Origin of the sequence: Bradyrhizobium sp. LTSP857 (genome assembly GCF_000938285.1) — a bacterium.
Classification (GTDB): Bacteria; Pseudomonadota; Alphaproteobacteria; order Rhizobiales; family Xanthobacteraceae; genus Bradyrhizobium.
Genome location: NZ_JYMS01000004.1, coordinates 19,053 through 33,564, shown reverse-complemented (window position 1 = coordinate 33,564; position 14,512 = coordinate 19,053). Strand labels below are relative to the sequence as shown.

Genomic DNA, 14,512 nt, shown 5'->3' with positions numbered 1-14,512 from the left:
CTTGCTATTCGCCGCCATGGAGCTGAGCGCGGAAGTCGCGCGGTGACAGGCCTGTCGCAGCAGCGTAGACCCGGCTGAAATAAGCGGGGTCCTCGAAGCCGAGCGCATAGGCGATCGTCGAGATCGGCAGGTTGGTGTAGACGAGGTTGCGCCGCGCCTCGCGGATCAATCGATTGAGGATCAGATGCGAGGCGGTATCGCCGGTCGCTGCGCGCGTCACGCGGTTGAGATGGGTGGGCGTGATCGATAGCGCCTTGGCGTAGTCGACCACGCTCCAGCGTTCCAGATGATGCTGCTCCAGCAAGGCCTCGAAGCGACGGAACAGGCCGGATTCCGCAATGCCATTGCTGCCGCTCTCGCTTGTGAGCGCACGCGCCACTAGTCCGATCATGGCCGCCGACAATGCCCGCAGCACATGTGCGCGGCCGAAATGGCGTGCGGCGTGCTCGGCAAAGATCTGCTTCATGGTGGCGCGGATCTGCGGCGAGCCGCGCACCACGGCCGATTGCGACAGTGCGCCGCGCAGGCCTTCGGCTGCGAGCAGCGCTTCGTCCAGAATTTCCGCCGCGATGGTCAGCACCCAGCCCTGGGTGTCCGGCACGAAGCGGAAGCCGTGGACGTGGCCGACCGGCACGTTGACGATCTGCATAGGTTTCAGCGGCACCACGCGGCCATCGAGCGTCGCCTCGCCGCCGCCGCATTCGATCAGCAGCACCTGGTGCAGCCGGGCATGCCGGTGCACGGCCAGCGTCCAGTCGTGCAGCACCGAGCGGGACGCAATCGTCTCGCAGTGGACCACGTCCGGCAAATCGCCGGACTCTCCGAACAGGTTGTAGACCCGGATGGCCGGGGCGGGGGCTGCGGTTCTCATGTTCGAATTGTACAAGACAATAGCGAAACCCTCCATCGGTCCGGGCTACGGAATCTACAAAAAACGTGCAGACGGGAGGATGAAAAAATGAAAGTTCAGGTCTGCATCATCGGCGGCGGGCCGTCCGGGCTGCTGCTGTCCCAGCTCCTGCACCTGAAGGGCATCGACACCGTCGTGCTGGAGAAATACAGCCGCGACCACGTGCTGGCCCGCATCCGCGCTGGCGTGCTCGAGCACGGCTTCGCCAAGCTGATGCGCGAGGCGCGGTGCAGCGAGCGAATGGACCGCGAAGGCGAGATCCACGGAGGATTCGAGATCGCCCATGACGGCGTGCTCTCGCACATTGACCTGCACAAGCATTCCGGCGGCAATTCGGTGCTTGTCTACGGCCAGACCGAACTGACGCGTGACCTCTACGAGGCGCGTGATCGGCTCGGTGGCAGCGTCGTGCACAATGCCGAGGACGTGACGCCGCACGATCTGACGTCGGAACGGCCTTACGTGACGTATCGTTCGAACGGGCAGGTCATCCGGGTCGATTGCGACTACATCGTCGGCGCCGACGGCTTTCACGGCGTCAGCCGCAAGTCGATCCCGAACGACGTTCTGCGCGAATATGAGAAGGTCTATCCGTTCGGCTGGTTAGGGGTGCTGTCGCGGACCAAGCCGGTATCGCCGGAGCTGATCTATGTGAAGCACGATCGCGGCTTTGCGCTCTGTTCGCTGCGCTCACAGGTGTTGAGCCGCTACTACGTCCAGGTGCCGCTCACCGACAAGGTCGAGGACTGGTCCGACGATGCGTTCTGGGCCGAGCTGAAGCGCCGATTACCGGACGAAGTTGCCACGCGGCTGATCACCGGACCCTCGATCGAGAAGAGCATTGCGCCCCTGCGCAGCTTCGTTGCCGAGCCGATGAGCTATGGCCGCCTGTTCCTGGCCGGCGACGCCGCGCACATCGTGCCGCCGACGGGCGCGCGCGGGCTGAACAGCGCCGCCTCCGACATCTACTATCTCTACCACGCGATGCTCGCGCATTATCAGCACGGCGACGATTCCGGGCTCAAAGGCTATTCGGCCAAGGCGCTGGCGCGAATCTGGAAGGCACAGCGCTTTTCGTGGTGGATGACGATGCTGCTGCATCGTTTTCCGGATCGTTCCGACTATGAGGACCGGCTTCAGCAGACGGAGCTGGACTATCTGTTTTCGTCAGAGGCCGCGCAGCGCCTGCTTGCGGAGAATTATGTGGGACTGCCGTTTTAGGGCGACCTACTTCCCTTCCAGCGTATTCACTGGCGTCCAGTCCGCTGGTGGCGGTTTGGCCGCCAAAGCCCGGGCACGCATGGCAAAGTATCTGCACGGCGGATCGTCGACGGCCGCGCTTTCGAACACATCGGCGGCTTGCGCGAAGTCGCGCGCGCGCCAGCATGCAAGTCCCCTGGCGTAGGTCGCCGCGCGCAGGCCTTGCTCTTGCGTCTCCTGGTTCATGTCGGCCAGTGGCTCGTACACGCGGATCGGCTCGTCGCGTCCCTGCACCCTGACCGTGTCCAGCTCGCGCCATGTGTAAGCGCCACGACTTTGGTTCACGGTCATTTCCGAGGCCATGATCGTCGTGCCGAAATATTTGTTGGCGCCTTCGAGCCGCGAAGCGAGGTTCACGGTGTCGCTCATCACGGTGTAGTTGAAGCGGCGGCGCGAGCCGATATTGCCGACCACGGCCTCGCCGCTGTTCAGCCCGATACGGTGGGCGAGCCCGCGGCTCTTGAATGCCGGATGGTTGTCGTTGAGCTCCTCCAGCCGGTCGCGGCATTGCAGCGCGGCCGCAACTGCGTTGCGTGCATGATCGGGATCGTCGGCCGGGGCGCCGAACATGGCGACGATGGAATCGCCGATATATTTGTCGACATAGCCGCCATGGCTTTCGATGATGTCGGTCATCGCGGACAGATATTCGTTCATCAAGGCGACCAGCTCGCCCGGCGTCATCTTCTCGGCAATCGACGAGAAACCGCTGAGGTCGGAGAAGAACATGGTGATGTTGCGCATCTCGCCGCCGAGCACGGGCATCTTGCCGGAGGTGACCATGCTGTTGATCACCTCGGGCGCGAGATAGAACGCAAAGCTCTTGCGCAGAAAACGTTCCTCGCGATCAGCGATGATGAAGCGGAAGCCGATCATCATCGCGAGTGCGGCAAGGCCTGCCAGCGCAGGTTCGGTCAGGGGCAACGCGACTGCACGTTCGAACAGGGCAAGGGCGAGACCTGCATAGACGACGACAAGCGCGAGCCAGGCGACGGCGGCTCCCGTGGGCGCCAGCAGGCACGCCGCCAGTGCGGCGAGCGCCGCGAACACGATCGTCAGAATGGTTCGCAGGGGAAAGCCGAGCTCGGTCACGGCATCGCGTTCCATCAGATTTCGGACCGCCGTGGCATGCACGAGGACGCCGGCGATGTCGCTGCGCGCTTGCAGCGCCGCTTGTGCCGGGGCGGGCAGGGCACATCGTGCGCCCGGCGTCCCGTCATATCCGCCGGACAGCCGCACCGAGGTAAGCTTGCGGTCCTCGAAATTGAGGATGGTGCCGAGCAGAACGACCTTGCCGTCGAATGCGCGGCGGAAGAAATCGCGGTCGCCTTTGTCGACGCAGGCGCGCAGGTCGGCAAATGAATATGTCGGAACGTCGCGCCCTACGCCGCGGAAGTTGAGCGTGAGCGTATTCGGCACCGCGCTCGGGATGGCATAGCCGGACAGCTCCGTTGCGCCGGACGGCGCTGTCTCGGGCTGTGCGCCGAGCGCGCGTGCGGCCAGCTCGGCAGCCATCGCAGGGACCGGTTTGCCCTCGATCGAGAAGCTCAGCGGCATCCGCCGGATTACGTCGTCGATGTCCGTATACACGTTGAGGGCGCGGATGTTGTTCTTCACCGCCAGTTGTTGCGCGCGGTAGGGTCTGTCCGGATGGTCCTTGCTCTGGACTTCGCCGAGCACCAGCTTGCCGCTGTCGGACATCTGCCGCAGGGCAATCAGATAATCCCGGTCGAAGCCCTTCATGCGGGCGCCGAGCGACGCGTCGCCAAACGGAATCTCCGATTGCTCGATCGAGCTTGGAAAGATCACGTCGAAGCCAATGACCTTGGCGCCGCCCTCCGTGATGCTGCCGAGCACCCGGCCGATCTCGCGCGTCCAGGTCTGCGTCGGCGATCCCTTGAACGGCGGGGTGTTGTAGGTCTCCCCATCAATCGCTACCACGACGACCGGCGAGGACGCGGCATCGCGGCGGTCGCCGATCAGCTTCCAGCGCAAGGCCGTGAGGATGTCGAGGGAGAGTCCCTGGAGCGTCTGGAGCGGGGGGGACGTGAAGAGCGCGCCCGCAAGGAGCGCAATCAGGATCGCTGCAACAATGTCCCGCCTGCCGATCCGCCGCATCGCGGGTCGGCTATTCGAACCGCAGCAGACGGCCGACGATCGGCGTCGGCGACGAGGTTGCGCTCGCGTCGACCTGGAAGGCGTAGTGTTTGGTGCCGAGCGTTGCGAGATAGGTTCCGCCCGGGGTCAGTGACTTCCCGGTCTTGGTCAAGTCATAGAACTTGCCGCCGACCATGTTGTCACTTTTGAGCGGAACGCTGATCGTGGGCTCCTTGCCGTCGGTGCGTTCGATCACCAGCGTGCTGCCGCTCTTGGCCTGGATCAGCGGCGCTGTGCCGTAGATCGTCGGCAACTTGGTCGGCGCTGCCTTGCCGTCGGATCGCATGGTGCGGAACGTGGTCGCTGCACTCTGGTTCGCCTCGCGTTCGGAGAGCTGCGCCGCGCTGGCGTCGCAGGGCACCTTGACCCGCTGCACATTGCCGAGTTGGACCGTGCTCTGCTCGGCGCCGACCAGGACGACGCCTTCACTGATGGTCTCGCGCAGGCAGGATTTGAGATAGCTGAGCGTGATGCCTGCCTTGGGTCCGAGCTTGATGATCTTGCCGGGCGCCACATAGTCCATGAACTCGACGCCGTCGACTTTGCCTTGCACGTCCTCGACGATCGCGGCCGGCGTTTCCGCGATGGCGGGGGCGGCGAAACAAAACACGCCGACAATGGTGCCGATCAGGCTTCTCATGGGCTTTCCCATCCAATTCGAACGATATGCAATTGATCCCCGCCCTGGCCAGAAGCTTAGCAGCGGATGGCACAGGCAAGTGTGATCAGAATCACTCTTGTTATTGGTCCACTCTAGCAGGAAGAGGTTCAAACCCGTGATGGCAGAAAACGGAGCTTTGGCAAACCGTTACACGATGCGCGATGTCACACCGCCGCGGCGGCCTCGGGCGTGTGGTCCTGGTTCGGACGGCTTCCGGTCTCGCCTTGTATCGCGCCTTGTATAAAGGGTGAGAGGACGGCCTCGGATCTCTGCGACGGCGTCGCAGGCTGCCCGGCGGCAATTTCCACGACCTCCTCCCAGCGCGACAGAAAGGCCTCGACACAGGCCGGGTCGAACTGCCGTCCCTGGTTTTCGACCAGATAGTCGCGGGCGACCTCGAGCGGCATCGGCTCTTTATATGGTCGCCGCGTCGTCAGCGCGTCGAAGACGTCGGCAACCGCGACCACGCGCGCGGCGACCGGGATCTCGTCCGCCTTGAGCCCGTTCGGATAGCCAGCGCCGTCCCAGCGCTCATGATGGCCTGCGGCAATCTGCGCACCGAGCTGGATCAGCTCGCAGTTGGAGTCGGCCAAAATCTTCTCGCCGATCGTCGCGTGGGTGCGGATCACGGTCATCTCCTCGTCGGTCAGCCGGCCGGGCTTGAGGAGAATATGGTCGGGAATGGCGACCTTGCCGACGTCATGCAAGGGCGCGGCAAGATAGATGTCGCGGCAGAGCCGGGGCGGCAGGCCCAATTGTTCGGCGATGACCCGGCTGTACCGGGCGACCCGCAGCGTGTGCTCGCCGGTGTCGTTGTCGCGATATTCGACCGCGAGCGCGAGCCGCAGGATGATCTCCTCCTCGCGCTCGCCAAGCTTGCGTGTTGCGGCCGCGACTTCGCTGGCCAGATGCGCGGCGCGATCGTTGAGCTTGCGCACGGCTGCACCAAGCTGAATCAAATTCCGCAGGCGCACCGTCATCTCGACGCTTTGCGGCTGCTTAGGCAGGAAATCGGTTGCACCGGCCTGCAGCGCTTCCATCTTGATGTCATCGGTCTGTCGCGAGGTGATCATCGCAATCGGGATGTCGGCGCAGCCCGGCAGGGTGCGGAAGGTGCGGATGAAGCTGATGCCGTCCATATGCGGCATCTCGTAGTCGACCAGCACGAGATCGAACACGCGGTCGCGCGCGCAGGCTAGCGCCTCGACGGGGTCAAGGAAGGCCGTGGCCTCGACCAGGCCTTCCGCTTCGATATGCCGTTTCAGGAAATTGAGGACAGAGCGGCTGTCATCAACCAGAAGCGCTTGGGTCAGCATCGGCGGCCGGGCTCGTTCGGATAGCGAGGCATGACCTCAACGAATAGCGGGTGCAATTTAACGCGGAGCAAACATCCATGCCGCGGCGAGCAGCCTCAAGGTTGCGCGCAGCGCATGCGATTCGAGCGCGCTATGCACGTCTGCATGCAAACGGGAAGTTTTTCGGTTTGTGACCCGTAGTTGTACGGTGGGAGCCGTTAGGGGTTTGCACACTCTCCTTCGCGAATAGTTGTCGCGCGGGATTCTCGCCATGCGTGCAGCGAATCCCGGGGAATTTGGGGGACGGATGTCGTCTGATGTGACTGAGCCGAAGTGGTCCCTACGGCTGCCTGCAGATTGCAGCATCGCTGCGATCCGCAGCGTCTATGACCTCATTCGCGAGGCTTTCGGCCGGCAGGACCGACTGGAGATCGACTGCTCCAACGTCGACAAGGCCGACGTGACCTCGATCCAGCTTCTGCTGTCGACCGCCAAGACCGGTGAGGCCCAGGGCCGCCCGGTGGTGCTCACCTCATTCTCCCAATCTCTGCGCAATACCCTTCGCCGCGCTGGCTTCTCGAGCGACGCGATGATCGATCAGCATTTTCCGCAAAAGAAAGATGGCACCTAATGGCCACGATTCTGACCGTCGACGACTCCCCAAGTATCCGGCAGATGATCAAGGTCGTGCTCGAGCCGGCCGGTCACAGCGTGATCGAGGCCGGTGACGGCGCGCAGGGGCTTGCCAAGGCGCAGGCCGGCAAGCTCGATCTTGTGATCACCGACCTCAACATGCCCGTCATGAACGGGCTGGAGCTGATCCGGGCGCTGCGCAAGCTGCCGAGCGCGGTCGGCATGCCCATCGTGTTCCTGACGACTGAATCCAACGACACGGTAAAGCAGGAAGCCAAAAGCGCCGGCGCCACCGGCTGGATCACAAAGCCGTTCAAGCCGGAGCAATTGCTGGCCGTCGTCGCAAAACTGGTGCGCGCATGAACGTCATGGACCCGACCGAGGTCTTTCGCCAGGAAGCCAGCGAGCTGTTCGAAGTCCTGGAAGGGGCCTTGCTCGACCTCGGCCTGCGTCCCGACGACCGCGAACTGGTCGACTCCGCCTTCCGCGCCCTGCACACCATCAAGGGCTCGGGCGCCATGTTCGGCTTCGACAAGGTCGCCTCCTTCACCCACGAATTCGAGACCGCCTTTGACCGCGTCCGCAAGGGCGAGATCAAGCCGACCCAGGAGCTGATCTCGGTCGCGCTCGCCGCCAAGGACTATATCCGCGCGCTGATCGAGGATCCGCAGTCGACCGACGACGTCATCGGCGACGGCATTCTCGACGACCTCAAACGCTTCGTGTTGTCCGACCAGCCCGCCGCGCCGGTCGCCGAGATCGCGGAAGCGCCGCCGCTGGCTCCCGCCGAGAGCAAGCAGGCCGGCTGGCATCTCTTTCTGGAATTCGAATCCCATATCCTGCGCAACGGCTCGAACCCGCTCGATCTCTTGGAAGATCTCTGCAAGCTCGGCCCCTGCTTCGTCGTGCCGATCACCGACGGCATCCCGTTCCTCGATGAGATGGACCCGGAAGACTGCTATCTGAAGTGGGACGTCAAGCTGCACGCGGCCTGCGACAAGGACGCGATCGACGACGTCTTCATGTTCGTCCAGGACGAGATGAAGCTCACGCTCGCACCGCTGGAGCATGTCGAAGCGCCGCCGGCGCCACTGTTCCTTCTCCTCGACGAGGAATCGGCCGGGGTAGTGGAGACGCCTGCGCCGGTGGTTGAGGCTGTTGCTGCGCCCGTCGCCGTGCAGCCCGTCGCAAAGGCGGAGACCAAATCTGAATCCAAGCCTGAATCCAAGCCTGAGTCGAAGCCGGAGCCGAAGCCCGAGAGCAAGCGCGACATCGCCACCGTTCGCGTCCAGGCCGAGCGTCTCGACGAACTGATGGACCGGGTCGGCGAGCTCGTCATCGCACAGGCGCGGCTGACCCAGCTCGCTGCCTCCGGCTCCGATCTCTCGATCAAGATGATCGCCGAGGAAATCGAGCGCCTCGCCTCCTCCTTGCGCGACACCACGATAGGCGCGCGCATGGTGCCGATCGGCTCGCTGTTCGGCCGCTTCCGCCGCTTGATTCACGATCTTTCGCGCGATCTGTCGAAGCCGGTCGAGTTCGTCACCACGGGCGAGGACACCGAGCTCGACAAGACCATGATCGAGTGCCTGGCCGATCCGCTGGTGCATTTGATCCGTAACGCCATCGACCACGGCATCGAGGACACCGCAACGCGCGCCGCCAACGGTAAGACCGAGCAGGGTCGGATCGAGCTCGCCGCCGTCCATTCCGGCGCGCAGGTGCTCGTGACCGTCAAGGACAATGGCGGCGGTCTCAACACCGCGCGTATCCGTGCCAAGGCAGAAGAGCAGGGGCTGATCGCGGTCGGCGCCACGCTGTCCGATCACGAGATCCACCAGTTCCTGTTCCACCCGGGCTTCTCGACCGCGCAGACGATCTCGGCGCTGTCCGGCCGCGGCGTCGGCATGGACGTGGTCAAGCGCACCATCGAGAACATGCGCGGCTCGATCGACCTGACGACCAGGCCGGGCCAGGGCACGACCGTGACGCTGCGCCTGCCGCTGACGCTCGCGATCATCGAAGGCCTTCTCATCCGCGTCGGTGAAGGCCGCTACATCATTCCGCTGTCGGCGGTCGAGGAATGCGTCGAGCTGACGGCCGAGGACGAGCGCTCCCGTGGCCGCAACTTCCTCAATATACGCGGCAACCTCGTGCCTTTCCTCAGGCTGCGCGAGATCATGTCCTCGTCGGGATCGCCCGACCGGCACCAGAAGACGATCATCATCTCGACCGGCGAAAGCCGCGTCGGGCTGGTCGCCGACCAGATCATCGGCAACCACCAGACCGTGATCAAGTCGCTCTCCAAGCTGCATTCGGACGTCACGATCTTCTCCGGCGCGACCATTCTGGGTGACGGCACGGCCGCGCTGATCCTCGACGTCGCGCAGCTCGTCGCGCTGGCGCAGTCGAAGGTCGAAAAACACATCAGCGAGGCGGCGTAATGAACGATGGTTTGGCCGGCGAGCATCGGGCCGACGCGATGCAGGTCGTGATGATCGGCCTTGGCGAGGAGAAGTTCGCACTCGACGCAGGCCTCGTGCGCGAGATCATCGACCCCGTTCCAGTGACGAAGGTGGCCGGTGCGCGTTCCTTTGTTCCCAGCGTGATCAACGTGCGCGGCAACGTCATTCCGCTCGCTGATCTCCGCATCCGCTTCGGCATGCCGCAGACCGAGGATTCTGCCGATACGCGCATCGTCGTCATCGAGATCGAGATCGACAGCGAGCCGGTGCTGGTCGGCGTCACCGCCGACAAGGTCTATGAGGTCACCGAGATTTCGCAGACCGACGTGCAGCAGACGCCGCGCGTCGGCATGCATTGGAAGCCGGAGTTCATCCGCTTCATCACCAAGTGGCGTGAAGAGTTCGTCATCGTTCCAAACATGGAACGCATCCTGAATTGAAATGAGGTCCCTGGGGGGCCAAAAGGACTAGGGGCTCGATATGCGGTTCACCATCAAGGCGAAGCTCGCGTCTGCGTTTGGGGCGATCATCATACTTTCGGCGTTCACGGGCGGACTGGCCTACCTGAAGCTTGCCGACCAGGTTGAAACGTCTGCCGATCTTGTGCAGCGCGCGGCGCGGATCGACAAGTCGGGCGAGCTGCAAAATAACGTCCTTTACCAGACGAGAGCCGAGCGCGACATCATTCTCGCGTCCACCGATGCCGAAATGTTGAAGCTGGCCGAGGACATCAAGAAGTATCGCGCCGACGCAAATCGCCTTCTCAACGACGTCAAAGCCAGCGCTTCAGACGTTGGAAAACGCCTGCTGGACAAATTTTACGCCGCCTATGAAAAAATGAATGCCGACGAGGATGCGATCATCGGCCTCGCGTTGAAGAATTCGAATTATCGGGGAGCGCAGCTTTGGACGGCGGAAGGAGCGCCGATCTCGAAGCAGTGGAACGACTCGCTCGACGTGGCTCTCGCCGAACTGAACCGCATGCCGACCTCGCCCGAGAAGAGCAATGCCATTCTGGCCGCCCATGCCATCAGGCTTGAAGGCGTCCGTCTCCAGCGCCAGGTCGCATTGTCTTTTTCAGCCTCGAGCATGGAGGAACTGAACGCGACGATGAAGGCGATCGGCGAACAGGAGGAGGCGCTCAAGGCTTCGGCCAGACAGGGCGCTGCGGCGATTGCCGCGGCCGGCCTGCCGCCGACGGGTGCCATAGCCCAGACCGAGCGCCTTTCGGGCGTCGTTTCCCGTGTGTCCGATATCGTGAAGGAAGGCGGAAACATTCGCGCGAGCGCGCTCGCGGCTGCCGAAGGCAGGGTGAATGCCGCCGACGCCATCGCGACATCCAGCGATTATATCACGCTCGTGAAGAAGCAGATGGCGGAGCAGTCTGCCGAGTCCGCGCAGGACGCCTATCGTGCGAAGGTGCTGTTGATCGGCGTGCTCGCGCTGTCGCTCCTGATCGGCGCCGGCTCGGCAATCTGGATGGCCCTCAGCATCAGCCGTGCCGTCTTGCGCGCGGTCAACCTTGCCGGCGCGGTGGCCGGTGGCGATCTCAGCCAAACGATCGCAGTCACCAGCAATGATGAAATCGGCGACCTCGTCCGCTCGCTGAATGCAATGGTCGAGAAGCTCCGTCAGGTGGTGACCGAAGCACTCACCGCTGCCCAGAACGTTTCTGCCGGCAGCCAGGAACTCTCCGCCAGTGCCGAGCAATTGTCGCAAGGCGCGACCGAGCAGGCCTCTTCGGCCGAAGAAGCTTCTTCGTCGATGGAGGAAATGGCTTCAAACGTGAAGCAGAACGCCGACAACGCCGGCCAGACCGAGAAGATCGCCGGGCAGTCGGCCAAGGACGCCGAAGCCAGCGGCGTGGCTGTCGGCCGTGCGGTCGGTGCGATGCGGACGATTGCGGAAAAGATCACCATCGTGCAGGAGATCGCGCGCCAGACCGATCTGCTGGCTCTGAACGCCGCGGTCGAGGCCGCGCGCGCCGGCGAGCACGGCAAGGGATTTGCGGTGGTCGCCTCCGAGGTGCGCAAGCTCGCCGAACGCAGCCAGGCCGCCGCCGCCGAGATCGGCACGCTGTCCACGGAGACGGTGAAAGCCGCTCAGGAGGCCGGCGACATGCTCGCAAAGCTCGTGCCTGACATCAAGAGGACCGCCGAGCTCGTCGAGGAGATCACAGCGGCCTGCCGTGAGCAGGATGTCGGTTCCGCCCAGATCAACCAGGCGATCCAGCAGCTCGACAAGGTCGGCCAGCAGAACGCCAGTGCGTCCGAGCAGGTCTCTTCGACCTCCGAAGAGCTTGCCTCGCAGGCCGAGCAGTTGCAGTCGACGATCTCGTTCTTCCGGATTGAGCACGCGGCTCGCAGAGAGCAGGCGGCAGCCATGCCGATCGACCGTGCCGTCAAGCAGCTCCGCGCCAAGGCTGAGCATATGGCGGCGACGGACCGGGGTGCGAAGAAGCCCGCGCCGGTCCGCCAACCTGCGCGCGCGCTGAAGGTTGCGGGTGGGGGTGGATTTGCCTTCGACATGGACGGCGCCGCGGACGATCGCGACGCGGAGTTTCAACGCTGATCAGCCGGTCCGGTGGAAGCCGGACCAGCGCTCTTGGGAAATCTGACCGAGTGAATGCACCATGGCCGAATTCTCGCAATACTTGACGCTCGGTCTCGCCAACGAGACATTCGGCATCAGCATCCGCAACGTTCGTGAAATCCTGGACATGCGGACGATCTCGCGCCTGCCCCACGCGCCCGATTTTCTGCTCGGCATGATCGACGTGCGTGGAATCGGTTATCCGATCGTCGATCTCAGGATCAAACTCGGCTTGCCAAGCGTGACTGCGACCGAAGCAACCCGCATCATCATCCTCGATGTGCCGATGAATGACCGTTTGATCGGTGTCGGCTTTGTCGCCGATTGCGTGTTCGAGGTGACCGACATCGACGACGAGGCCATCGAGCCGATTCCGGACGTGGGAGGCAAGTGGCAATCCGACTATGCCACCGGCATCGGCCGCAAGGGCGAGAAGTTCATCGTCATCTTCGATCTCGCCAAGCTCATGACGAGGGACGAGATCCCGGAAGCGCGGGACGCGCTGATGGATGCGCCTCGCGCCGCCTGAATTCATCACAGTCATGCGTGCTCAAGCCCAGGCAACCCATTCGAGAACGAGAAAATCGAGGCTGACTATGAGATTCACGGTCAAAGCAAAGCTTGCGAGCGCGTTCGGCGTCGTCATCATGTTGTCCATGATCGCCAGTGCGGTCAGCTACATGAAGCTAGTCGACATGGTCAACACCGCCGAAGGTCTGCTGAGCCGCTCGGAGCGGGTCGAAAAGGCCGGAGAGATCGAGAAGGGCATCCTGCTACAGGTCCGGGCCGAGAAGAACACGATCCTGGTTTCCGAGCAGGACCCGGAGCGCTTCATTTCGGAGATCGGCAAGCTCCGCGAGCAGCTTCTGAAGACGAAGGACGAGATCTACGCCATCGCCACCGAGACCGGCAGGAAATACCTCGATAACTTCGCCGTCGCGTATACGGCGATGACCGCCGCGCAGGACCAGACCTTGCAATTGGCCAGGACGGACAGGGGCAAGGCCGCCGAGCACTCGATGGGTGAGGGCCGCAAAGCCGTTGCCGTCGCCATGGAGGCAGCGAACGCCTATGTCGCCTATGTGAAGAAGGCGATGGCCGAGCAGGCCGAACAGGCCAGGCAGGACGGCTCGCGTGCGGAAACCACACTTCTCGTCCTGGCTCTTGTATCGCTGTTGATCGCCGTGGGGGCCGCGACCTGGATCGCGCTCAGCATCAGCCGTGCCCTGACTCAGGCCGTCGGCCTTGCCGACGCCGTCGCGATCGGTGATCTCGGACGCAAGATCGATGTTTCCAGCAATGACGAGATCGGGGATCTCATCAAATCGCTGAACACGATGACGGCCAATCTGAACGAGACTGCCGCGGTTGCCGACGAGGTTGCCCAGGGCAATCTCGCGGTTCAGGCCAAGCGCCTGTCCGACAAGGACACCCTGGGTATCGCGCTGGAGCGCATGATCGCGAGCCTCAACACCACCGCCGAGGTCGCCAACGAGATTGCGCGGGGTAATCTCACGGTCGAAGCCAAGCGTATCTCCGACAAGGACAAGCTCGGCATCGCTCTCGAGACCATGGTCGAGAAGCTCCGGCAGATCGTGTCGGAGGCGCTGACCGCGGCGCAGAACGTTTCGGCCGGCAGCCAGGAGCTTTCCTCCAGCGCCGAGCAGTTGTCGCAGGGTGCGACCGAGCAGGCATCCTCGGCGGAAGAGGCGTCCTCCTCGATGGAGGAAATGGCGTCCAACGTGAAGCAGAATGCGGACAACGCCAACCAAACGGAAAAGATCGCCGCGCAATCGGCCAAGGATGCCGAAGCCAGCGGTGCCGCGGTCGGCCGCGCAGTCGAAGCCATGCAGACGATTGCCGCGAAGATCACCATCGTGCAGGAGATCGCGCGCCAGACCGATCTGCTCGCGCTCAACGCTGCGGTCGAGGCCGCACGCGCCGGCGAGCACGGCAAGGGGTTTGCGGTGGTCGCCTCCGAAGTGCGCAAGCTCGCTGAGCGCAGCCAGGCGGCTGCTGCCGAGATCGGCACGCTGTCGACGGAAAGCGTGAAGGTTGCGCAGGAAGCCGGCGGCATGCTGGCCAGGCTCGTGCCCGATATCAGGAAGACCGCGGAGCTTGTCCAGGAGATCACGGCGGCCTGCCGCGAACAGGACGTCGGCTCCTCGCAGATCAACCAGGCGATCCAGCAGCTCGACAAGGTCGGTCAGCAGAACGCCAGCGCGTCCGAGCAGGTGTCCTCGACGTCGGAAGAGCTCGCCTCGCAGGCCGAACAGTTGCAGTCGACGATTGCGTTCTTCCGCATCGATCAGAACGCGCGAGCCAACTCGGCAGTGCCGGTCGACCGAGCCGTCAGTCAGCTTCGCGCCAAGGCGGTCAGCATGGCGACGGCCAATCGCTTTGCGAAAAAGCCCACGGCGAGGCCGGCGCGGGCGCAGAAAGTGGCGGTCGGTGGCGGGTTTGCCTTCGACATGGACGGCACCGAGGACGAGCGCGACGCGGAGTTTCAACGCTAACCGGCTGGTCCGGCGTGCCGGAC

General features: G+C 63.6%; 12 protein-coding genes. 8 read left to right on the top strand and 4 right to left on the bottom strand.

Going from position 1 to position 14,512, the window contains the following annotated elements; genetic code table 11:
• Window positions 1-4 precede the first annotated feature (4 nt).
• Entirely contained in the window at window positions 5-907 is a 903-nt protein-coding gene (locus UP06_RS00165) for a helix-turn-helix domain-containing protein (RefSeq protein WP_044999614.1), read from the bottom strand.
• A gap of 51 nt (window positions 908-958) precedes the next feature.
• Here UP06_RS00165 and pobA point away from each other — a divergent pair, with 51 nt between their 5' ends.
• A complete protein-coding gene (pobA, locus tag UP06_RS00160) occupies window positions 959-2,131 on the top strand; it encodes a 4-hydroxybenzoate 3-monooxygenase (protein ID WP_044999613.1) in 1,173 nt (390 codons plus the stop codon).
• A gap of 6 nt (window positions 2,132-2,137) precedes the next feature.
• Here pobA and UP06_RS00155 read toward each other — a convergent pair whose 3' ends face one another.
• The 3 genes from UP06_RS00155 to UP06_RS00145 all read right to left on the bottom strand — a co-directional run bounded on the left by UP06_RS00155 (window position 2,138) and on the right by UP06_RS00145 (window position 6,304).
• Window positions 2,138-4,288 (bottom strand): adenylate/guanylate cyclase domain-containing protein, encoded by a 2,151-nt coding sequence (locus UP06_RS00155; protein WP_044999611.1) that lies wholly within the window; start codon window positions 4,286-4,288, stop codon window positions 2,138-2,140.
• 10 nt (window positions 4,289-4,298) lie between these two features.
• Window positions 4,299-4,967 carry a hypothetical protein gene (locus UP06_RS00150; protein WP_044999609.1) on the bottom strand — a complete coding sequence of 223 codons (669 nt, stop codon included), beginning with the start codon at window positions 4,965-4,967 and terminating at the stop codon, window positions 4,299-4,301.
• Window positions 4,968-5,152: 185 nt separating this feature from the next.
• A complete protein-coding gene (locus UP06_RS00145) occupies window positions 5,153-6,304 on the bottom strand; it encodes an HD-GYP domain-containing protein (RefSeq protein ID WP_044999608.1) in 1,152 nt (383 codons plus the stop codon).
• Between the two features lie 286 nt (window positions 6,305-6,590).
• Here UP06_RS00145 and UP06_RS00140 point away from each other — a divergent pair, with 286 nt between their 5' ends.
• From UP06_RS00140 to UP06_RS00110, 7 genes are all read left to right on the top strand, one after another.
• Window positions 6,591-6,914: an STAS domain-containing protein gene (locus UP06_RS00140; protein WP_044999606.1), complete on the top strand. Its 324-nt coding sequence runs from the start codon at window positions 6,591-6,593 to the stop codon at window positions 6,912-6,914.
• Window positions 6,914-7,279 carry a response regulator gene (locus tag UP06_RS00135; protein WP_044999604.1) on the top strand — a complete coding sequence of 122 codons (366 nt, stop codon included), beginning with the start codon at window positions 6,914-6,916 and terminating at the stop codon, window positions 7,277-7,279. Before UP06_RS00140 ends, UP06_RS00135 begins: the two co-directional genes overlap by 1 nt.
• A complete protein-coding gene (locus tag UP06_RS00130) occupies window positions 7,276-9,360 on the top strand; it encodes a chemotaxis protein CheA (RefSeq protein ID WP_044999603.1) in 2,085 nt (694 codons plus the stop codon). The genes UP06_RS00135 and UP06_RS00130 overlap by 4 nt, the downstream gene beginning before the upstream one ends.
• Window positions 9,360-9,821: a chemotaxis protein CheW gene (locus UP06_RS00125; protein WP_044999602.1), complete on the top strand. Its 462-nt coding sequence runs from the start codon at window positions 9,360-9,362 to the stop codon at window positions 9,819-9,821. Before UP06_RS00130 ends, UP06_RS00125 begins: the two co-directional genes overlap by 1 nt.
• Before the next feature lie 40 nt (window positions 9,822-9,861).
• On the top strand, window positions 9,862-11,952 hold the full coding sequence (locus UP06_RS00120) for a HAMP domain-containing methyl-accepting chemotaxis protein (protein ID WP_044999600.1): 2,091 nt from the start codon (window positions 9,862-9,864) through the stop codon (window positions 11,950-11,952).
• 61 nt (window positions 11,953-12,013) lie between these two features.
• A complete protein-coding gene (locus tag UP06_RS00115; RefSeq protein ID WP_044999598.1) occupies window positions 12,014-12,502 on the top strand; it encodes a chemotaxis protein CheW in 489 nt (162 codons plus the stop codon).
• A gap of 67 nt (window positions 12,503-12,569) precedes the next feature.
• Window positions 12,570-14,489: a methyl-accepting chemotaxis protein gene (locus UP06_RS00110; protein WP_044999596.1), complete on the top strand. Its 1,920-nt coding sequence runs from the start codon at window positions 12,570-12,572 to the stop codon at window positions 14,487-14,489.
• The last annotated feature ends 23 nt before the right edge of the window (window positions 14,490-14,512 follow it).